Raw genomic sequence first — 20,223 nt, forward strand, 5'->3', positions numbered from 1 at the left:
ATGCCGCGCACAGGCTTCAGGTCAGTGCCACTCAACGTAAGTTGATCACGGTGTTCTGCCTGCGGTTCTGTCTAGCGCGGTCTGGACCGGGGATGGTGGGGCTCGTGGTGGTTATGGGCCGCCGAGTGGCGGCAAGATGCACGGGTTGCGCCCGGATACTTCTCGAACCACCACACCATTAGTCCCATTGACCCGTTTCGTCTCATCGTGCAGAGCTTGATGTTGCGTCGCAGACACTGCAGCGTCTGTCATGTGACAGGAGATGTCTGACGGTTGGTGACAGGACATGTCTGACAGTCAGGGTTGTGGGTTGTAGGTGAGGGTACGGCGTTTGGTGCTGCGTGGGTGTAGTGCTGGTTGGCGTTGCGGGTGCGGTCGAGGGTGAGTTGGCGGATGAGTTGTTCGCGGTAGAACACGAGTGCGTGGTTGCCGGTGATGAATGCGGTGATGGGTTGTCCGGCGTATTCGACGCCGAGGGGGATGATCGTGTTCTGGGTGGCGAGGTAGCCGTCGCGGCTGGTGGCGCGGCCTTCGATGACCTGGGTGACTTGGGTGGCTTCGACGTCTTGGGTGTCTTGGGTGTGGGCTGGTGGGGTGGGGCGGGTGCCGGTGAGGCGGCGTTGTAGGGGTGTGTCGAGGTCGATGCCTTGGTGTGGGCGTTGGTTGTATTCGAGGCGGTAGCGCTCGAGCAGGGTTTGTAGTTCTTCGAGTGTGGTGGCTGGGGGTTGGGCGGCGAGCCAGCGTCGGGCGGTGGCGTGGGCTCGTTCGTTCTTGCCGTTGGTTTGGGGGTGTCGGGGTCGGCTGTTGATCAGTTTGATGCCGAGTAGGGCGAGGTTTTTCTCGAACAGGACCTGGATGTTCATGCGGCGGCCGGTGAAGGCCAGGCCGTTGTCGGCTAGGGCCATGCGGGGTGGTCCGTAGCGGTCGATTCCCATGGTCATGGCTGTCCAGGCGCCTTCGGTGTCTTCGCGTGGCCAGGCCAGTTCGGCGATGTTGTAGCGGGAGTGGTCGTCGTAGATTTCGAAGACCATGACCAAGGTCGAGGTGGGGTCGGCGAGGTGGTAGCCGAAGGCGTCGATGTTCCAGCAGTCGTCGGTGGCGGGGAAGACGAAGCGCTTGAACGAGGAGCGGGGTCGTTTACCGGGTTCGGGTTCGATCATGCCCGCTCGGGTCAGGACCCGGTGGATGGTGCGCACGCAGGGCGGGTGTTGCAGCCCGTCGTGCAACAGCCGGCAGCGGATGGATATCGCGCCGTTGTCCCAGCCCTCGCGTTCGAGTTGCTTGCGGGCGGCGACGATCAACTCGACCACCTCGTCGCTGGTACGACTCGGCGAGTGATGCGGTGCGCGGGACCGAGCCACCAGACCAGCCATGCCCTCGGCCTCCCACCGACGCCGAAGCCGGTAGTAGGTGTCCCGAGAGATGTCAGCCTCCCGGCAGGCCTGGGACACGCCCTTGTGACCCGCGGCCACAGCAGTGAACAACAGAACGAACTTCTGCTCCATCGTGATCACTTTCCGGCTCATCAACGAACACTCGCCGATGAGCCCGTCAGTGTCAGATATGTCCTGTCACCAAAGTGTCAGCTATCTGTTGACACTTCACAGACACTGCAGCGTCTGCGACGCGACATCAAACTCTGCGAAGTCGACCTGCTGGCGGACTTTTCTCGATCACCACGGTGTGGTGGCTGATTTTTCACGCCGGAAACAGCTACCAGGCCGTGATGATCGTGGTTCGGGGGCTGGCGGCCGCAGCCCATGTGTTCGGGCCACGTCCGGATCGGGCGCTGCAGTGTCTGCGACGCGACACGAGGGTCTGCGAGGTCAGAGTTGCCGGCCGGGGATCGGCTCGGCCAGCGGGGCGCGTGAGGGTGCCGCGGGGAACGGATCGGCGAAGTACTGGGTCTCGTGGGTCACGAGACCATCGGTGAACTCCATGATGCTCACCGAATGGGTGCTGGCCCCGTCATAGCTGATCAGGCACTCGCTCGTCCAGAGGTCACCGCCGCCCACGATGCGGACGATCGTGAAATGGCGTTCGGCGGGGTGTCCGCCGCGTTGTTCCTGGATCGTCGAGCGGCCCCGGAACCGCTCCCCGGACTGCGGGTAGTCCAGGATCGCGCCGTCGGCGTAGATCGCGTGCTCGGTGTCGATGTCCCCGTGCTCGGACGCGGTCCAGTGCTCCTCGATGCGCGTTCGGGTGTCGGAATCGCGAGTCATCGTCCGCCTCCTCGAGTGTCTCTGCCCTGCCGCTCACAGTGTGGACCAGTCGTTGACGAGCACGTGCGGACCAAATACGGTCTCATTATGGACCGACGGTCCATTTCTTCCTCAGTGATGAAAGGTGTGGCTCGTGACGATCGACGCTCAGGAGTACATCGACGAGATGGCGCGCAGCCGCGGGTACGTCCTCGACTACCACAAGAAGATGGCCAAGGCCGACTTCCCGGTGCTGCGGGCGGCGAACGACATGGTGGCGGCCGCGTACCTGACCGAGCGCACTCTCGACCGCAAGACCAAAGAGCTGATCTTCGTCACCAGCCTGACCGTGATGCGTGCGTCGAAGGGGCACATCCAGAGTCACATCCGCGTCGCGCTCGACCTCGGGCTCACCCCGACAGAGATCCTCGAAGCCATCGAGATCGCACTGCCCGAGGCAGGCATCGTCGCGTTCCAGGCAGGCTTCGACGCCTGGCAGGAAGTGGTCGGCGCCGAGGGGATCGAACCCAGGGTGACCGTTCACCAGGGCGGCTCGGGCGCCGACTAGCGAGCGGTGGTGACCAGCTGGATCGGGCCGCCGAGAGCGCTGCTGATCGCCAGTGCCGTCCGGATCGTCGCATCCCGGTAGGTCTCGAACTGCTCGTCGCCGAACCGGTGCGCGGGCACCAGGATGCCGACGCTGGCGATCACCGCGCCCGTGCTGTCGCGGATCGGGACCGCCAGCCCACAGATGCCCTTCCGGTAGGTCTCGCGGTTCACCGCGAACCCGTCCCTGCGAACCTGTCCCAGCAGCTCGGTGATCGCCTCGGGCGTGGTCGGGGTGTTCTCCGTGTACGCGGGAAGCGGCCTGCCCAGCAGCGAACGGATGTCGGCCGCCGGCTGGAACGCGAGCAACGCCCGGCCGGTGGCGACGACCGTCGCGGGCGCCCGGTTGCCGATCTCCGGTCGCGCGATCACCAGCTGGGTGGACTGCAGCTTGTCGACGTACACCACGTCGCCCTGGTCGTAGACGGCGAGCTGGACCGTCTCACCCAGCTCGTCGTTGAGCTCCTCCAGGTAGGGGCGGGCGAAGTTGCGCAGGTCGAAGGTCTGCGCCCAGTAGTTGCCCAGCTCGAAGCACTTGATTCCCAGCAGGTACCCGGCCTGCGCGTCCTGGGTCACGTAGCCGCGCTTGCGCAGCACCGCGAGCAGCCGGTGCACGGTCGCCTTCGGCTGCCCGAGGCCCAGGGCGATCTCGGAGAGCCCGCGCGCCTCCCCGGCCGAGGCCGCGAGCCATTCCAGCACGTCGAGCGCCCGCTCGACCTGAACTCCCTGGCCGGCGACGGGCTTCTCGGTGTCGTACACGGACTCCTGGTTCACATCCTCAGTGTAGGTGGCGGACCACGATCATCCAGGCATCCGCGCCCGTCGGTCCATTGACATGGACCATTGGTTCATTTTAGATAAAAATATGGAACAGCAATCCGCCACTCGGGTCCGAACGACGGTGGCGCGACCGTCGATCTCCTACGCGATGGACGGCCCATCCTCGGCGCCCGCGATCGTCCTGCTGCACAGCCTGGCGACCCGGGGCGCGGTGTGGCGGCCGGTCATGGCGGAGCTGTCCGGCTCGTTCCGCATGCTGGTGCCGGACACCCGCGGTCACGGCGACTCGGCGCCGGCCCCGGAAATGGGTGTCGACGACTGGGTCAGTGACATCGACCGGGTGCTCGACGACGCGGGCGTCGACCGCGCGGCGCTGGTGGGTGTGTCGATGGGTGGCATCCAGGCGCTCGCCTACGCGGCCGCGCGGCCGGACCGGGTCTCCGCTCTCGTCGTGGCGGACAGCTTCGCGGCACTGCCGCCCGCCGTCGCTCTGGCGCGCATCTCGGCGATGGTCGCGCACGCCGAGTCCGCCCCGATGACCGAGGTGGCCGCGAAGTACCTGATCGACACCTTCGAGGACCCCACGAGTCCGGGTGCGAGTGCGGTGGCGAGTGCGATGGGGGAAATGAAGCGGGACAGCTACCTCGGCGCGGTCCGAGCCTGTTTCGGCGCCGACGTGACCGATCGACTCGCCGAGGTCGTCGCGCCGACCCTCGTGTTGTGGGGCGACCGGGACCACAAGACCCCGAAGCCGTTGTCCGAGGCCATCCGCGACGGCGTGCGCGACGGGCGGTTGGAGGTCGTCCCGGACGCGGGCCATCTGTCGAACGTCGAGAACCCCGAAGCGTTCGCCCGCGCGGTGCGCACCTTCCTCACCGGCCTGTGACGCACCGGCCCTCGGACCAACGATCGGGAGACCACACGATGACCTCGGGACCGACCATCGCAATCATCGGTGCCGGCATGGGCGGGCTCGCCACCGCCGCGGCGCTGCGGCGCGTCGGTGTCGACGCCACCGTCTACGAGCAGGCCCGGCGGTTCAGTCGCCTCGGTGCCGGCATCCAGATCGGCTGCAACGCCATGCACGTGCTGCGCGGGCTGGGACTCGAACCGACGATGCGCGCGGCCGCCTTCTACCCTCGGTCCTGGAACAACAAGGACTGGCAGACCGGCGAGGTGCGGTTCGACCAGATTTTCGGCCCATCCGCCGAGGAGAAGTACGGGGCTCCCTACCTCCTCGGCCACCGGGGTGACCTGCACGAAGCGCTCCTGAGTGCGGTTCCGGCGCGGAACGTCCGGCTCAGTCACACGCTCGTCGGCCTCGACGAGGACCCGAACGGGGTCCGGCTCACCTTCGCCGACGGCTCCTCGACCGTGGCCGACGCCGTGATCGGCGCGGACGGTGTCCACTCGACGGTGAAGGACCTCCTGTTCGGTGCGTCCGAGGCCAACTTCACCGGCCGGATCGCGTACCGCACGACGTTCCCCGCCGAGCTGCTCGGCGGGTACGAGCTCGACGAGTGCACGAAATGGTGGGGCCCGGACCGTCACATCGTCATCTACTACGTCAAGCCGGACCGCAGCGAGGTCTACTTCGTGACCAGCCAGCCCGAGCCGGAGTTCACCGTCGAGTCGTGGTCGGCGAAGGGCGACATGAACACGTTGCGCGCCGCGTTCGACGGCTTCCACCCGCAGGTGCAGCGCACCCTGCGAGCCTGCCCCGACGTGCACAAATGGGCACTGGTGGACCGCGATCCGCTGGACAGCTGGTCGGACGGCACGGTGACCCTTCTCGGCGACTCGTGCCACCCGATGACCCCGTACATGGCGCAGGGTGCCGCCATGGCGCTCGAGGACGCGGTCGTGCTCGCTCGCCTGCTCGACGGTGTGGGCGACCGGGCGGGCATCGCCGAGGCCTTCGGCCGCTTCGAGGCGATCCGCAAACCGCGCACCTCGCGGGTCCAGCTCAGCTCACGCACGAACACCTGGCTGAAGCAACGCACCGACGTCGACTGGGTCTACAGCTACGACGCGTGGACGACCCCGCTCGCCGCCTGATCTCGGACCGTCGGACAAAGGAGTCCCATGACAGAGACGTTCGTGCTGATCCCCGGCGCGTGGCACGGCGGGTGGACGTGGCGTCCGGTCGCCGAGCGGCTACGCGCCCACGGGCACCGGGTACTCACCCCGACCCTGCCCGGCCTCGCCGACGGTGAGGACCCGCGTGGGTATTCGCTCGCCGACGCGGGAGACTTCGTGGTCGACCTGATCGCGCGGTACGACCTGCGCGACGTCACCCTCATCGGGCACAGCTGGGCCGGCTACGTCATCACCCACGCCGCCCCTCGGCTCGCGGACCGGCTGCGCGGGCTCGTGTACTGGAGTGCGTTCGTCCCGGCGGAGGGCAGGGGCCTGTTCGACGAGGTGCCGCCGGACCATCGCGAGCTGTTCACCCGGACAGCTCGGGAGTCGGGCGACAACACGGTCGTGCTGCCGTACGAGGTCTGGCGGGAGAAGTTCATCCAGGACGCGCCCGAGCCGGTGCGGCACCTGACGTACCAGCTCCTGGTGCGCCAACCGTTCCAGTACTTCACCGAGACCGTCACCCCGCTCGACCCGGACTCGCTGTCGGTGCCGGTCTCGTACGTGCTGAGTACCGACGACATCGTCATGCCTCCGGGGGAGCTCGCCTGGGATCGGTTCGCGGACCGGCTCGGTGTCAGCCCGACCGCCGCGCCCGGCAGCCACGAGGCGTGTTTCACCCAGCCCGACGGGCTTGCCGAGGCGCTGCTGGCGACGGTGTCCGCCCAGCACTAGGCCACGGGGGATGTGGCCATCAGCAGGTCCCGGACCTGATCAGTGACGAGCAAGCCCGCGAGCGGTGCTCAGTAGCTCGCGGCGTTCCTGGGTCGGTGCCTGCGCCGCGGTGAGCAGGTTGTAGGCCAGGACCATCGGGACGAGCGCCTCGGTACGGGCATCGACCGAATCGGGTGGGATCTGACCGAGCTCCGCCGCGCGGCCCAGGGCCGCTCGCAGGCTCATCCGTAGCAGCTGCCGGTACCGGGCCGTGTGCTCGGCGACCGACGGCGGCGGATCGCGGAACTCCGCGATGGTGTTGACCGCGAGGCAGCCCCGGGCCACGGTCGCGTCCAGGGTCGAGCCCAGCCGGTCGAGGAAGGCCTCGACGTCGTCCAGTCCCTGCTCGCCCCGCGCCATGGGGCCGAGCATGAACGCCTCCAGGACCGTGTCGTGATAGCGCGCCAGCGCCGCGACGAACAGGTCCAGCTTCGTGCCGAACGAGTTGTAGAGGCTGGACGTGGACAGGCCGGTCGCGGCGCACACGTCCGGCATCGACACGGCCGTGTACCCGTGCCGCCAGAACATGCGCATGACGGTGTCCAGGACCGCGGTGCGGTCGAACGCCGGAGGCCGGCCGGGTCCACGTTTTGACATGACCATTGCAGAATAGTCGCTGAGTTTTGTAATCTCCATTGCAGATTGATGGAGGAGGCGGTGACCTTGACGAACCCGGCAGCCTGGCGGGAACTCAAGCAGTACGCGCACGTCGACGGAGCCCGGATGGCCTACGTCGAGCAGGGTGCGGGTCCGGCGATCGTGTTACTGCACGGCAACCCGACCTCGTCGTTCCTGTGGCGCGACGTGGTGCCCGAGCTGACCGGACTGGGCCGCTGCCTCGTCCCGGACCTGATCGGCATGGGCGACTCGGACAAGCTCCCGGCCGACGATGCCCGGCGCTACACCTTCGCCCGCCACCGGGAGTTCCTCGACGGCCTGCTCGACCAGGTGCTCGAACCGGGGGAGCCGGTCACCTTCGTGGTGCACGACTGGGGAAGCGCGTTGGGCTTCGACTGGGCCCGCCGCCACCCCGACCGGGTCCGCGGCATCGCCTATCTGGAGGCGATCGTCCGGCCGATCCCGGACTGGGAGGACTGGCCGGAACCCTCCAGGCGGGTCTTCCAGGGCTTCCGCTCGCCCGCTGGCGAGCAGATGATCCTGCGGGACAACATGTTCGTGGAACGAGTGCTGCCCGGTTCGGTCCTGCGCTCACTGTCCGAGGAGGAGATGGACGAGTACCGCAGGCCGTTCACGACACCCGGCGAGGACCGCCTGCCGACGTTGCTCTGGCCGCGTCAGCTCCCCATCGCGGGCGAGCCCGCCGACATCGTCGAGATCGTGGCCGAGTACTCCGGCTGGCTGGCGGCGACGGCTGGGTTGCCGAAGCTGTTCGTCAACGCCGAGCCGGGAGCGATCCTGAACGGTCGGCAGCGAGAGTTCTGCCGGACCTGGCCGGACCAGACCGAGGTGACGGTGCCCGGTTCGCACTTCGTGCAGGAGGACTCGGGCACGCTCATCGGGCAGGCCGTCGCGGACTGGCTGAAGTCGGGCACGATCGATGGCTGACGGTGACGCGCCCGGACTGTTGTCACGCGTCCTCGACGCGCACGGTGGGGAGAGCCGCTGGAACCAGGTGAGCGCGCTGCGCGCGGAGGTGTCGCTCAGCGGGCCGTTCTGGGAGCGAAAGGGCTGGTCCAGCGGCCTCGACCGCATGTCCCTGCGGGTGGACCCCGCGGTGCAACACACCAGTCTGGGCTCGTTCACCGACCCCCGGCTCCGGTCGACACTGCAGGTGGCACCGGAACGAGTGCGGGTGGAAACCCTCAAGGGTGAGACGGTGGACGGCCGTGAGCGTCCGGCGGACTCGTTCGCGGGCCACACGGCGGACTCCCGGTGGGACATCGTGCAGCTCGCGTACTTCGTCAACTACGCACTCTGGAACTACCTCACCTTTCCGTTCCTGCTCACCTACCCGGGTGTGCGGACCAGCGAGATCGAGCCGTGGCAGGAAGGTGACGAGACGTGGCGGCGGCTGCAAGTCACCTTCCCGGAGTCGATCGCGACGCACAGCACCGAGCAGGTGTTCTATTTCGACGACCGGTTCCTGCAACGCAGGATGGACTACGCACCGAGGGTCGTCGGCAGCTCGCCCGCCGCGCACTACACCTCCGGGCACCGCACCTTCGGCGGCTTCACGATCCCGACCCTGCGCCACGTCTACCCGCGCGACCCCCTGACGAACAGGCACGACCCGAATTTCCGGTTCATCACCGTCGAGATGCACGACGTCGACGTGTCATGACGCGGGTGGCACCTCAGCCGAACGCCGGGACGATCACCCGGCTCGGTGCCACGAGGAACACCTCGCGGCTCTCCTGCCTCGGGTAGCTGCCGCCGGTGTACTTGGCGAAGATGCGGTCGACGATCTCCCAGCCTTCGTCGCCGCCCACCCTCTTCACGACGCGGCCGAGGACGAGCACGCCGCGGACGAAGTTCTCGCGGTCGGTCACCGACAGGGCGATGCGGTCGTCGATGGCGAGGTTGCGGCCCTTGCGTGACCGGGGCGAGGTGAAGAACGCCAGGTGGTCACCCTCGATGTCGATCATCACCGGGACCGAGTGCGGCCCGCCGTCAGGCAGGAGCGTGGCGACGTGGGCGATGTTCTGCCCGGTGAACAGGGCGATGGCTTCATCGTCGAGCAGGGTCATGGCGGTCCTCTCCAGCGGTGACGGGTGGGTCAGCGGTCATGTCGGGTCAGCCAGCCGACGTAGTCGGTGACGGACCGCTCGACGTCGTACCGCGGCGCGAACCCGGTGTCCTCCCGCAGCCGGGTGATGTCCAAATGGGTGTCCGTGGGGCGGTCGGGGTCGCGGCCCTCGGGGAGCGTGATGGCCGCGCCAGGGACAGCGGCGTTGATGGCCGAGACGACCTCGCTGTACCGCACGAGACGTCCGCTGGAGACGTTGTAGATGCGGTGGCCGAGCCGGTCGGCGAGCATGAGCAGCGCGATGGCCCGGCCGCAGTCCTTGACGTAGCATAGGTCGCTCGCGTCTTCGGCGTAAGCGGGTGGCCGGGGCGGGCTGAGATCCGGAGCCTCGCCGCGGACGGCAGCGTTGAGCAGGCGCGGAAGGGGGGTGAAGGGGTTGTCGGGCACGCCAAGAGGGCCCCAGACCGTGCCGATCCGCAGGCTCACCGTGTCGAACCCGGCACTGTCGCCGGCCAGCGCGCTGAACAGTTCGGCGGTCTTCTTGAACACCGGAATCCGGTGCGCGGCTATCACCGGGAGCGGGACGTCCTCACGCAACGGGGACTCCTCGACCCCGAGGTACGCGGCGATGCTGCTGGCGACGGCGAACCGACGCACGCCCCACGCCGTCGCCGCCTGCAGCGCGTTGAGCAGGCCGAGGGTGTCGGCGCGGAGGTACCGCACCGGATCGGCCAGGTCGTAGGGGGCAGCGGCGAGGTGCACGATGCCGGTGATGTCGTGTCGCTTCCCGATGTCGAGGAAGGCCGCCTCGTCCGTCGTGTCCAGGTGCTCGACGACGACCTGATCGTCACCGGCGAGGTGCTCGGGTAGCCGGGTGGACCGATGGGCGGTGAGGACGACGGATTCACCCAGGTCGAGCAGCGCCCGCGCGGTGTGGGACCCGATCGAACCCAGGCCGCCGGTAACAAGGATCACTCGTTCCCCTCCATGCTGTGTCGGGCTCGTGAGCCGCGTGACAGCGACGTTAGGCGGGGACGGGTCGCCGCTCTTGTACGAAACGGCCATCCGCTGGGCGGAGCATCGGGACGTAGGACGCGGAATGGTCGTGGTCGCACGCGCACGTCGAGCTCGACTGGGCGACGAAGTCCCCGGGAGTCACCCCGAGGAGCCTGCGGCACTCGCGGGTGAGGTGGGCCTGGTCGTGGTAGCCGCTCTCGACGGCCCACCGTGCGAGATCGACCTCCGGGTCGCCCCGGCGGGCGATCCAGGCCTGCACACGTGCGCTGAAACCTCGCACGCGCAGGATGCGGTGCAGCTCCTTCGGCGCCACGCCGACCGAGGCCCTGCACCGGCGCCGCAGCTGCCGTTCCGAGATCGACAGCAGCGCGGGCAGAGCGGCTGTTCCTCCGGGGTGCCAGGGCATGAGACGCCGGACGGCCTCGTCGACCAGCAGGTCCGGCTCACCGGCGGATCGCGCGACGAACGACTGGAGCGCGGTGAGCGCAACACTCGGTGTGGTGGCGTCCCCGATGCGGTCCGTCAGCCTGGCCATGTCTCGCCAGATGTCGGTGCCCGGGATGTCCTGATCGATGAGCTCGTCGGCCGACACCGTGACGAGGCTGCCGAGCACGCCCGGACGCAACCGCACCCCGACGACCGTGCGCCCCTCGGGAATCTCCCGATGCGTCGCGGTGGTCAGTGGCCCGAGCAGCTGGGGGACCTCACCGAGGACACAGCGCACCTCGGCTCCGCCGTGCGGCTCGTGCCGCTGCGTCACGGCCGCGGCGCCGACCTGCTGGATCCAGACCGAGGATGCGAGCGCGGCGAGAGCGGGTGCCGGCGCCCGCTCCTGGTACGACGATTCCCCAGCCACCGCACCGTCCCGCCGACTCGTTCCGGATCAGTAACCTACGCCCGGCGGGCACGGGACGACCAAACTGATTTCGCTCGTGAGTGGTGAGGGCGCCCCGGGGCACCCTCACCACTCACGAGGCCGAGCAGGTCCGGTGCTCAGGCGTCGACGGTCAGCGGGCTGAAGGATTCCCATTTGTCCAGCTCGGCGAGCCGCGACTGAAGTGAGGCCCGGATGCCGGTGACCGCATCCGCTCCGACGGCGAGGCGCAGCGGTGGGTCCGTCATCGCGGCGACGGCCAGGATCGCGTCCGCAACCGTCTCCGGGCGCCCGAGGGACTCCAATGGCGCGGACGAGAACTGGGACAGGGCGGCGCCCACGGTCGGGGCGTAGGTGTCGTCGGGCGGCACGACGGCGGCGGAACCGAGGAACTCGGTGGCGAACGTGCCGGGTTCGACGATGGTCACCCGGACTCCGGTCGGGGCGACCTCATGGGCGAGGGCCTCGCTGAACAGTTCCACGGCGGCCTTGGACGCCGAGTACAGTCCGGAGCCGGGAAAGGCGAACTGCCCGATGAGCGAGGACAGCTGAACCACGCGACCCCGCGATTCGCGTAGCGCGGGCAGACTCGCCCGGAGCACGGCCAGATTGGCCAGCACGTTGGTCTCCAGTACCGCGCGAACCTGCTCGGCGCTGGTCTGCTCGACGGCGCCGAACACCCCGTAGCCCGCATTGTTCACGAGGACGTCCAGCCGACCGGCATCCCGCACGGCCGCTGCCAGTGTCCGCTCGGCGTCCGGCGCCGTGAGGTCGAGCGCGAGGGTGGTCAGCTGCCCCTCGGGTGCGGAGCGAACCAGGTCGTCGAGTCGGTCGGTTCGCCTGCCGACCGCGATCACCTGCGCGCCGGCGGCGAGTGCGCGGTCGGCGATCAGTCGGCCGAAGCCGGAGGTGGCGCCGGTGATGAGCCAGGTTGAGGACATGATGTGGGTTCCTTGCCGGTGGATGGTGGGTCAGCGGTTATGGGAGGCGTGGGCGTCGAACTGCTGCCGGTTGCGCTCGACGAACTCCTCGACGGTGAGCGCCTCGGTGCCGGTGATGGTCCGGATGACGTCGTTGGTGCCGGCGAAGATGCCGTTGCGGTAGTCGATGGCGACGTTCGACAGGTGCTGGATCAGGTGCGGGCTGCGCCCGGTCCGTTCCAGCTGGGCCTGGAACTCCTCGATCTCGACCGGCACGTAGCGGACCGGATATCCCAGGGTCTCGGAGACCGCGCGGGCGATCTGGTGGTGGTCCAGCTCGACCGGGCCGTAGAGGGGATAGATCTTCCCGGCGTGCGGAGCGGGGTCTTCGAGAATGGCCGCGATCAGCCGTCCCTGGTCCTCCGCCGGGATCGGGGCGTGCCTGCCCTCGCCGAACGGCAGCCGCAGGTCACCGGTCGTCTCGTCGCGGAAGTGCAGGAGCCACTCGGCGAAGAACGTCGGGCGGATGTGGGTCACGGTCCCACTGAAGTGGTCGAGCACGCGTTCGGCGATCCAGTGCTGCCGGGCCGCGTTGCTGCCCGCGTCGCGCCGGGCCGAGATCTGGGACATGTTCACCAGCGCCCCGACGTGGTTCTCCTCGGCCGCCTGCAGCAGCGTCGCGGTGGCGTCGATGAGTCCGGGCGCGATCGGGTAGGTCAGGTATGCCGCCTCGATGCCCTGGGTGGCCTTGGCGACCGCGTCGAGATCCAGCAGATCCCCGGTGACGATCTCGGCACCGGCCTCGGCGAGCCGTTCGGAACGTTCGTCGACACGGTGCACGAGCGCCCGAACCTGATGACCTCGACCCAGCAAGGTCGTGGTGGCGTGGGAGCCGGTCTTGCCTGTGGCGCCGGTGATGAGCAGGTGAGCCATTGCGGCATGTCCCTTCGTGGGGTGGCTGTGTCGTTCGTGAACCTGTAACGCGATCATTTACGGGCATATGCCCATTGTGATTATGGGCATATGCCCGTAGTTTTTCGACATGAGAACTCCGCGCACGTCGTTGCCTTCGGGGTAGGGGATGCTTCCCTGGTCGGGGCGGCGGACGCGTGGAGGTGTGACGATGGAGGAGTCGAGGGTCTCGGCGACCAGGGACTGTTACGCGACGGCGCTGCGTAAGGCGTCACGGCGGATGACCGCGCTGTACGACGACGTCCTCGAGCCCTCGGGTCTCCGCTCGACCCAGTACGCGATTCTCCGCGAGCTCGCCGCCGGCGGCTCCCTGACGATCAACGAGCTGGCTCGGGTACTCGTACTGGATCGCTCAGGGCTCGGTCACTCGTTGCGTCCGCTGGAGCGTGGTGGCCTGATCTCGCTGGGCCAGAGTCCCTCGGACCGGCGCAGTGTCCTGGTGACGCTGACCGAGAAGGGGAAGCGGCAGTACGGCGAGGCGTCGGTGTTGTGGCGTTCGGTCCAGGATCAGGTCGGGTCGCTGCTGGGGGCTGCCGTGGCCGACCAGCTGCGGGAGCAGCTCAACGAGCTTGCGTCGGATGAGCGGTTGGGTTGAGGTTTCTGTCTCCGCTGGCTCGTCAGTGTGCATCCCCGCTGGCCATCGAGTGTGCTTGGCGTGGCCGCCCGCTCTCAACCCCCGGCTGACGCCGGCCTCGCGCGGGTTCCTGGTTGCACGCCGTTCGGGGGCGAGGTTTCAGGGTTGACAGCGGACGGCCACGCCAAGTGCCGGCCAGTATCGCGGGGATGGGGGAGCTGTGCGGCGCTTGTGTTGGTCACGGCTGCGCCGCGCTCGTTGAGTGCACGTGCACCCAGGGCTCAAGATCACCCCACCTGTCACACGCGTAACGCCCGGGGTGACTTCGCAGAGGCTCAGGTTGCGTCGCACATGTTCCAACATCTGCGACGCAACACGTAGCTCTGCGAGGCGTGACAGAAGCGACCACCGAGACTCCTGGGACTGCGTGATTGTGTGGGGGCGCAGCCACCTGCGGCATGCACGCAGACCACTCCCATCCCCGCGATCCTGGCTACGCCAAGTGTCGGCCAGGATCGCGGGTGAGGGGGAGCTGCGCGGCGCTGTTGCTGGCCGCGGCTGTGCCGCGCACCCCTCACGGTCTCGGGGTGCACCGCGCTCGTTGTGTGCACGCGCCCGCCGCCCAAGATCACCCCACCTGCCACACCCGTAACGCGCCGGGTGACTTCGCAGAGGCTCAGGTTGCGTCGCACATGTTCCAACATCTGCGACGCAACATGAAGCTCTGCGAGGCGCGACCAAAGTGACCACAGAGACTCCTGGGACTACGTGATCGCGCGAGGGCGCAGCCCGATGCGCAACGAAAGCGCCATCGGCCTGCCAGCAGGCACGGCGTGCACTCCACTCCCGCACGGCGTGCACGCACACTGCGCCTTTCCCCGCGATCCTGGCTAAGCACTTGGCGTGGCCGCCCGCTGTCAACCCTGAAACCTCGCCCCCGAGGCAGCGCAACCAGGAACCCGCGCGAGGCCGGCGTCAGCCGGGGGTTGAGAGCGGGCGGCCACGCCAAGACCATGGAGAGCCGGCGGGGATGCGCCCGCCACTCCGAGGTCCAGACGAAACGGGCACGTGCCCTCTCTCGCGCTGCATAGTACATTGCAACCTAGCTGGGTGAGTTCTGAAACAAGACTTACCCGGTAAATCGGCGAGCTAGGGATAAGGGCGGGCGAGATGACGCGCAGTGTCGAGACGGAAACCCGTCCTCGCCCCGAGGCCGGGGTAGAGGCGGAGCCCAATCCCGCTCCGACGAGCTACGTGACCGAGAAGTGGGGACTGCCGCTGGGCGTGGTGGTGGTCGGCATGTTCATGTCGGTCCTCGACACCAGCATTGTGAACGTGGCCATCCCCAACATGCAGAAGGAGTACGGGGTCTCGCTCACCGACATCGAGTGGGTCACCACGGCCTACACGCTCGCTCTCGGGGTGATCGTGCCGACCAGCTCGTGGCTGGGGGAGCGGCTGGGGATGCGTCGGCTGTACCTGATCTCGCTGCTCGGCTTCTCGCTGTTCTCCGCGGCGTGCGGAATGGCGGAGAACCTGGAGAGCATGATCATCTTTCGGGTGTTGCAGGCGCTCCCGGCCGGGGTCATCCCGGTGACCTGCATGACGATCCTGCTGCGCATGGTGCCGCCGTCGAAGCTCGGCATGGCGATGGGCATGTACGGGCTGGGCATCGTCGTCGCACCCGGCGTCGGACCGACGATCGGCGGCTACCTGGTGGAGTACTTCGACTGGCGGCTGATCTTCTACATCAACGTGCCGGTCGGTGTGCTGGGCGCGATCGCCGCGATCGCGGTGCTGCCCAGGTTCCCCGCCTCACCCGGCAAACGGTTCGATCTGCCCGGGTTCATCTGTGTTGCCGCCGGTCTGTTCTGCCTGCTCCTGGCGGTCTCCGAAGGCAGCGACTGGGGTTGGACCGGCTACCGGGTGCTGATGCTGACCGTCGCCGGGATCAACCTGCTGGCACTGTTCGCGATCATCGAGCTGAACACCGCCGAGCCTCTACTGGACGTGCGTCCGCTGACCAACCTGCCGTTCCTCAACTCGATGCTGCTGGTCAGCGTGCTGTTCGTCGGTCTGTTCGCCGGCTTCTTCTACATCCCGGTGTTCCTGCAGCAGGGGCAGAACATCACCGCGATGAACACCGGCCTCACGGTGCTGCCGCAGGCGGCAGCGCTGGTGATCATGACGCCGCTGGCGGGGCGGCTGTACGACCGGATCGGGGCACGATGGCTCGCCGTGGTCGGGCTGGGCATCGACGGCGTGGGGACGTTGATGCTCGCCGGCATCAACGCCGACGTGACCCGCGCCGAGCTGTCCTGGTGGATGGTGATCAGGGCCACCGGGGTCGGGCTGGCCATGATGCCGATCATCACCAGTGGCATCGCCGTGCTGCCGCCGTCGCTCACCGGCGCCGGCAGTACGTTCACCACCCTGTTCCAGCGGGTGGCCGCGGCGCTCGGGCTCGCCGCGCTCACCGGCCTGGCCACCGCGCAGCAGGCACAGTTCTGGGCCGACCGGTCGGCGCTGCTGCACGGGTTCGGCACGGTCGAGGACCCGCGCATCGTCGCCATGGGCCAGGGCGGGCCCGGTGGGCTGATCCCGCTGTGGCAACAGCTGCACCTGCGCGTCCAGGCCCAGGCCTACAGCAATATCTTCCTCATCGTGGGGGTCGCCACGATCGGCGCGATGGTGTGCGCGTTGTTCCTACGTCATGGCCGCCCGGCCGGTGGCGCCAAGGCCGAGCCGGTCGAGATGTAGCCGCGGCGCAGCCACCTGGTCAGCCGGGACAACAGCGCCACCGCCACCGTCGCGGCGGCGATCGCGACCCAGCGGACCGTGGGCGAGACACCGGGACGGGCCGTGGGCACGGGACCACCCGGCGAGGACCGAGCGTCCTCGGGCTCGGTCACGCCGGCCCCTCGGGCGTCGGCAGCGCGGGATCGTCCGCGGGCTCCGGCCAGGGCCGGCCGGCCGCTTCGTCGAGCGCGCGCAGCACCCGCTCCGGGGTGATCGGCTGGTGCCACACCCGGGCGCCACGCTGCGCGAGCGCGTCGTTCACCGCGTTGTGCACCGCCGCCGGAGCGCCCGCCGCTCCCGCCTCGCCCGCGCCCTTGACACCCAACGCGGTGAGCGGGCTGGGCGTCTCGATGTGGGTGATGTGGATGTCGGGCAGGTCCGAACCGGCCGGCAGCAGGTAGTCCAGCAGCGTCGAGGTGAGCAGCTGGCCGTCCTCGTCGTAGTACAGCCGTTCCAGCAGCGCCCCGCCGACGCCCTGCGCCACGCCGCCCCGGATCTGGCCGTCGACGATCGTCGGGTTGATCAACACCCCGCAGTCCTCGACACAGCTGTAGCCGACCAGCCGCACCAGGCCGCTGTCCTCGTCGATCTCCACCACGGCCGCGTGTGCGCCGTTGTTGAACGTGACGTTCGGCCCGACGTACTCACCGACCACGGACAGCCCGACCCGCAGCTCGGGCGGCAGCTTCTGCGTCCGCCAGTGGGCCACCTCGGCGACCGCGCCCACGTCCATCCGGGTACCCGGCGCCCCGGTCACCCGGACCTGCCCGTCGACCAGCTCCAGGTCCGCCGGGTCCGCCTCCATCAGGTGCCCGGCGATGGCGAGGATGCGCTCCCGGACCTCACGCGAGGCCGACGCGGCGGCGCCGGAGCTGACCACGGCCGACCGGCTGGCCCAGACACCCGTTCCGTGCGGAACGGTCTTGGTGTCGCCGCTGAGCACGGTGATCTGCTCGAACGACACACCCAGATGGTCGGCGACGACCTGCGCGGCGGTGGTGTGCAAGCCCTGGCCCTGGCCGGGGGTGCCGAGCAGGACGGTGACCGAACCGTCCGCCTCCATCCGCACCTCGACCTGGTCGTGCGCGGTGATCGGGGCGCCCCGGGCGCCGTAGAACGCCACGCCGGGTGCGGTGACCTCGACGAAACAGGCCAGCCCGACACCGAGCAGAGCGCCCCGGGTGCGTGCCTGTTCCTTGCGTTCGGCCAGCGCCTCGGGCCCGATGTCCCGCAGCAGCAGGCGCAGCGACTCCTGATGGGACCCGCTGTCGTAGACGTGCCCGGTGACCGAGGTGAACGGCAGTTCGTCGGGGTTGATGAGGTTGCGTCTGCGCAGCTCGGCGGCGTCGATCCCGAGCCGGCGGGCCGCCTCGTCCAGCAGCGCCTCCATCACCAGGATCGCCACCGGGTGGCCCACCCCCCGGTACACCGCGAGTGGGGCCTTGTTCGTGATCGCCACCCGCAGATGCGCGCGGTACACCGGCACCCGGTACGGCCCCGGCATGATCGTCGCCACCTGGATGCCCTCGGTGACCATGGTGCGCGGGTAGACGGAGAACGCGCCACCATCGCTGATCACCTCGGCGCGCATCCCGAGGATGGTCCCATCGGCCGCGAGCGCCACCGCCGCGACGACGCGCTCGTCGCGTGCCTGGGTGTCGGACTGCAGCGCCTCCGCGCGGTCCTGGATCCACTTGACCGGGCGGCCCAGCAGCATGCTCGCCAGACAGGTGGCCAGCTCGTCCGGATACACGTGCGCCTTCATGCCGAACGCGCCGCCGACCTCGTCGGTGAGGATGCGCACGCTGCTCTCCCGCAGGCCGAGCAGCTCCGCGAACGTCGACTGCAGCATGTGCGGGGCCTGCGTGGACAACCGCGCGGTCAACGCGCGGGCGACCGGGTCGAACTCGGCGACCGCCCCTCTCGGCTCGATCGAGGTGGCGGTGTGCCGCGCGGTCGACATGCCGATCTCGACGACCTCCGCCGCCTCGGCGAACGCCGCCTCCACGTCACCACCGCCGAAGCGGCCCTCGAACGCCAGGTTGGTGCCGAGCTCGTCGTGGACCAGGACCGAGCCGGGTTCCACCGCGCGGATCGGGTCGGTCACCGCGGTCAGGTCGGAGTACTCCACCTCGACGAGCTCGGCGGCGTCCTCGGCCTCCGCCCGGCTGGCGGCCACCACGATCGCGACCGGCTCGCCGACGTAGTGCACCTTGCCGGTGGCCAGCGGCCGCTGGTCGCCGGACACCAGCCCCGGCCAGTCGAGCAGTCCCTTCCACGACCGGCACAGCGGGTTGACGTCGTCGGCGGTGTAGACCGCGTGCACCCCGTCCGCCCGCAGCGCCGCCGCCACCTCGATGGCGGCGATCTCGGCGTGTGCCACGGGCGAACGGACGAACGCGGCGTGCAGACATCGGGTCGGCGTGACGTCGTCGGCGTAGCGACCCCGGCCGAGCAGGATGCGCGGGTCCTCGACCCGGCGGACCCGCCTGCCGACCCAACCCTCGGTGAGGCTCACGACCGCTCGCCTCGTTCACCGAGCTCGGCGGAGTACTCGGCCACCGCGTCGATGATCGGTTGATAGCCGGTGCACCGGCAGATGTTGCCGGACAGCCGCGCTCGAATCTCGTCCCGGGTCATCGCGGGTGCCTCTCGCACCGCCGCAACGGCCGCCATCAGGAACCCGGGTGTGCAGAATCCGCATTGCAGCGCCTGGTGCTTCCAGAACTTCTCCTGCAACGGATGCATGTCACCACCGGCGAGGCCTTCGACGGTGTCCACCCGCGCGCCCTCGGCCTGCACCGCCAGCGTGAGACAGCTGCGTACCGGCAGGTCGTCGAGCAGCACCGTGCAGGCCCCGCACACACCCTGTTCACAGCCCAGGTGGGTTCCGGTCAGTCCCAGCTCGTGACGCAGCAGGTCGGCGAGCGTGGTGCGTGGCGTGACGTGGCCGGTCTCGGCGCGCCCGTTGATGATGAGCCGGACCGGCGCCGGCTCGTGTGCCTCACGCATGTGCCACCGCCAACCTGCCGGCCGCCTCGGCCAGCGACCGTCGAACCAGCCGGGTGCCGGCGCGGCGGCGGTAGGTCGCCGAGCCGTGCAGGTCACCCAGGACGTCCACCCCGTCGAACGCGTGCTCGGCGGCCTCGCTCAACAGCCCGTCGCTCAGCGGTTCGCCGACCAGCAGCTGCTCGGCGGCGGTGGCGCGGACCGGCGCACCCGCCACACCGAACAGCGCGACCCTGGCCTGCGTGCAGCGGCCGTCCGGGTCGGCGTCGAGCACCACGATGACGCCGACCAGAGCGAAGTCCCCCTGACGCCGGGCGATCTCCCGCACCGACCAGCCCGAGGTGGGGGACGGACACGGCAGCTCGACCCCGGCGACCAGCTCACCCTCGTCGAGTGCGTTCGTGTAGGGCCCGAGCAGGAAGTCCTCGGCCGCGATCCGCCGTCGCCCCCGGGCACACGCGACCTGCACCGAACCGTCGAGGGCCAACAGCAGCGCCGGAATCTCGGCGGCCGGGTCGGCGTGCGCCACGGAACCGCACAGCGTGCCCCTCGACCGGATCTCCACGTGCCCGACCTGGCCTAGGCACGCGACGAGCAGCGGGTGTGCGTCCCGGATCTCGGGGCTCGCCTCCGCCGCCCCGGTGGTGACCGCGGCCGACACGACCACCTGCTCCTCGCTCGCCACATGACCTTGCAGATCGGCCGCACCGGTGATGTCGACCAGCAGCTCGGGCCGGGACATCCGCAGCGCCATGAGCGGCAGGAGGCTCTGGCCGCCGCCCAGTACCCGGGCGTCCTCGCCGTGCTCGTCGAGCAGCGACGTGGCTTCTTCGAGCGACCCCGCGCGGTGATAGGCGAACGGCGGCAGCTTCACGGCACGTCCTCCTCGACGGTCGGCAAGCGCACCA

21 protein-coding genes are annotated in these 20,223 nt (G+C 69.1%); 8 read left to right on the forward strand and 13 right to left on the reverse strand.

From position 1 onward, the window contains the following. Positions 1–248: 248 nt before the first annotated feature. Positions 249–1,505, reverse strand: coding sequence for an integrase core domain-containing protein (locus G406_RS49375; protein ID WP_169736772.1), 1,257 nt, complete (start codon positions 1,503–1,505; stop codon positions 249–251). A gap of 321 nt (positions 1,506–1,826) precedes the next feature. Next, positions 1,827–2,222, reverse strand: a complete 396-nt coding sequence (locus G406_RS0123665) for a nuclear transport factor 2 family protein (RefSeq protein ID WP_028935671.1) — start codon at positions 2,220–2,222, stop codon at positions 1,827–1,829. A gap of 133 nt (positions 2,223–2,355) precedes the next feature. Here G406_RS0123665 and G406_RS0123670 point away from each other — a divergent pair, with 133 nt between their 5' ends. Beyond that, positions 2,356–2,769: a carboxymuconolactone decarboxylase family protein gene (locus tag G406_RS0123670; RefSeq protein WP_028935672.1), complete on the forward strand. Its 414-nt coding sequence runs from the start codon at positions 2,356–2,358 to the stop codon at positions 2,767–2,769. Here the strand turns inward: G406_RS0123670 and G406_RS0123675 are convergent. Continuing rightward, complete coding sequence (locus tag G406_RS0123675; RefSeq protein WP_051342567.1) at positions 2,766–3,581, reverse strand: IclR family transcriptional regulator; 816 nt, start codon at positions 3,579–3,581, stop codon at positions 2,766–2,768. The genes G406_RS0123670 and G406_RS0123675 overlap by 4 nt on opposite strands. A gap of 91 nt (positions 3,582–3,672) precedes the next feature. Between G406_RS0123675 and G406_RS0123680 the strand changes: the two genes are divergently transcribed. The 3 genes from G406_RS0123680 to G406_RS0123690 are packed head-to-tail and all read left to right on the forward strand — an operon-like array spanning position 3,673 to position 6,404. Continuing rightward, complete coding sequence (locus G406_RS0123680) at positions 3,673–4,473, forward strand: alpha/beta fold hydrolase (RefSeq protein WP_028935674.1); 801 nt, start codon at positions 3,673–3,675, stop codon at positions 4,471–4,473. 38 nt (positions 4,474–4,511) lie between these two features. Next, positions 4,512–5,645: an FAD-dependent monooxygenase gene (locus G406_RS0123685; protein ID WP_028935675.1), complete on the forward strand. Its 1,134-nt coding sequence runs from the start codon at positions 4,512–4,514 to the stop codon at positions 5,643–5,645. 27 nt (positions 5,646–5,672) lie between these two features. Next, complete coding sequence (locus G406_RS0123690; protein WP_028935676.1) at positions 5,673–6,404, forward strand: alpha/beta fold hydrolase; 732 nt, start codon at positions 5,673–5,675, stop codon at positions 6,402–6,404. Positions 6,405–6,443: 39 nt separating this feature from the next. On the opposite strand, the gene G406_RS54490 is transcribed toward G406_RS0123690, so the two are convergent. Further along, a complete protein-coding gene (locus tag G406_RS54490) occupies positions 6,444–7,040 on the reverse strand; it encodes a TetR/AcrR family transcriptional regulator (protein ID WP_169736773.1) in 597 nt (198 codons plus the stop codon). A gap of 60 nt (positions 7,041–7,100) precedes the next feature. Here G406_RS54490 and G406_RS0123700 point away from each other — a divergent pair, with 60 nt between their 5' ends. Continuing rightward, positions 7,101–8,009 carry a haloalkane dehalogenase gene (locus G406_RS0123700; protein ID WP_245607203.1) on the forward strand — a complete coding sequence of 303 codons (909 nt, stop codon included), beginning with the start codon at positions 7,101–7,103 and terminating at the stop codon, positions 8,007–8,009. Continuing rightward, a complete protein-coding gene (locus G406_RS0123705; protein WP_028935678.1) occupies positions 8,002–8,745 on the forward strand; it encodes a hypothetical protein in 744 nt (247 codons plus the stop codon). The genes G406_RS0123700 and G406_RS0123705 overlap by 8 nt, the downstream gene beginning before the upstream one ends. A gap of 13 nt (positions 8,746–8,758) precedes the next feature. Here the strand turns inward: G406_RS0123705 and G406_RS0123710 are convergent, their stop codons facing one another. The 5 genes from G406_RS0123710 to G406_RS0123730 all read right to left on the reverse strand — a co-directional run bounded on the left by G406_RS0123710 (position 8,759) and on the right by G406_RS0123730 (position 12,894). Next, positions 8,759–9,151 (reverse strand): pyridoxamine 5'-phosphate oxidase family protein, encoded by a 393-nt coding sequence (locus G406_RS0123710; RefSeq protein ID WP_051342570.1) that lies wholly within the window; start codon positions 9,149–9,151, stop codon positions 8,759–8,761. 29 nt (positions 9,152–9,180) lie between these two features. Further along, a complete protein-coding gene (locus G406_RS0123715) occupies positions 9,181–10,125 on the reverse strand; it encodes an NAD-dependent epimerase/dehydratase family protein (protein WP_028935680.1) in 945 nt (314 codons plus the stop codon). A gap of 49 nt (positions 10,126–10,174) precedes the next feature. Continuing rightward, entirely contained in the window at positions 10,175–11,023 is an 849-nt protein-coding gene (locus G406_RS49385) for an AraC family transcriptional regulator (RefSeq protein ID WP_037078282.1), read from the reverse strand. A 137-nt stretch (positions 11,024–11,160) separates the two neighbouring features. Next, positions 11,161–11,982: an SDR family NAD(P)-dependent oxidoreductase gene (locus G406_RS0123725; protein WP_028935681.1), complete on the reverse strand. Its 822-nt coding sequence runs from the start codon at positions 11,980–11,982 to the stop codon at positions 11,161–11,163. Positions 11,983–12,012: 30 nt separating this feature from the next. After that, positions 12,013–12,894: an NmrA family NAD(P)-binding protein gene (locus G406_RS0123730; RefSeq protein WP_028935682.1), complete on the reverse strand. Its 882-nt coding sequence runs from the start codon at positions 12,892–12,894 to the stop codon at positions 12,013–12,015. A 190-nt stretch (positions 12,895–13,084) separates the two neighbouring features. Between G406_RS0123730 and G406_RS0123735 the strand changes: the two genes are divergently transcribed. Both G406_RS0123735 and G406_RS49390 read left to right on the forward strand, forming a co-directional pair. Next, on the forward strand, positions 13,085–13,528 hold the full coding sequence (locus G406_RS0123735) for a MarR family winged helix-turn-helix transcriptional regulator (protein ID WP_064743073.1): 444 nt from the start codon (positions 13,085–13,087) through the stop codon (positions 13,526–13,528). Between the two features lie 1,149 nt (positions 13,529–14,677). Beyond that, a complete protein-coding gene (locus tag G406_RS49390; protein ID WP_084216342.1) occupies positions 14,678–16,267 on the forward strand; it encodes a DHA2 family efflux MFS transporter permease subunit in 1,590 nt (529 codons plus the stop codon). Here G406_RS49390 and G406_RS57295 read toward each other — a convergent pair. Genes G406_RS57295 through G406_RS0123755 form a run of 4 tightly spaced genes read right to left on the reverse strand, consistent with a single transcriptional unit; the run spans position 16,219 to position 20,189 of the window. After that, a complete protein-coding gene (locus tag G406_RS57295) occupies positions 16,219–16,419 on the reverse strand; it encodes a hypothetical protein (protein ID WP_156935128.1) in 201 nt (66 codons plus the stop codon). The two genes, G406_RS49390 and G406_RS57295, sit on opposite strands and share 49 nt — an antisense overlap. Then, positions 16,416–18,824 (reverse strand): xanthine dehydrogenase family protein molybdopterin-binding subunit, encoded by a 2,409-nt coding sequence (locus tag G406_RS49395; RefSeq protein ID WP_051342571.1) that lies wholly within the window; start codon positions 18,822–18,824, stop codon positions 16,416–16,418. Before G406_RS49395 ends, G406_RS57295 begins: the two co-directional genes overlap by 4 nt. Further along, entirely contained in the window at positions 18,821–19,318 is a 498-nt protein-coding gene (locus tag G406_RS0123750; RefSeq protein ID WP_028935684.1) for a (2Fe-2S)-binding protein, read from the reverse strand. Before G406_RS0123750 ends, G406_RS49395 begins: the two co-directional genes overlap by 4 nt. Next, positions 19,311–20,189 carry an FAD binding domain-containing protein gene (locus G406_RS0123755; RefSeq protein WP_028935685.1) on the reverse strand — a complete coding sequence of 293 codons (879 nt, stop codon included), beginning with the start codon at positions 20,187–20,189 and terminating at the stop codon, positions 19,311–19,313. Before G406_RS0123755 ends, G406_RS0123750 begins: the two co-directional genes overlap by 8 nt. Positions 20,190–20,223 lie beyond the last annotated feature (34 nt).

Source organism: Actinospineispora spinosispora DSM 44797 (assembly GCF_000429025.1).
In the GTDB taxonomy this organism is placed as follows: Bacteria; Actinomycetota; Actinomycetes; order Mycobacteriales; family Pseudonocardiaceae; genus Pseudonocardia; species Pseudonocardia spinosispora.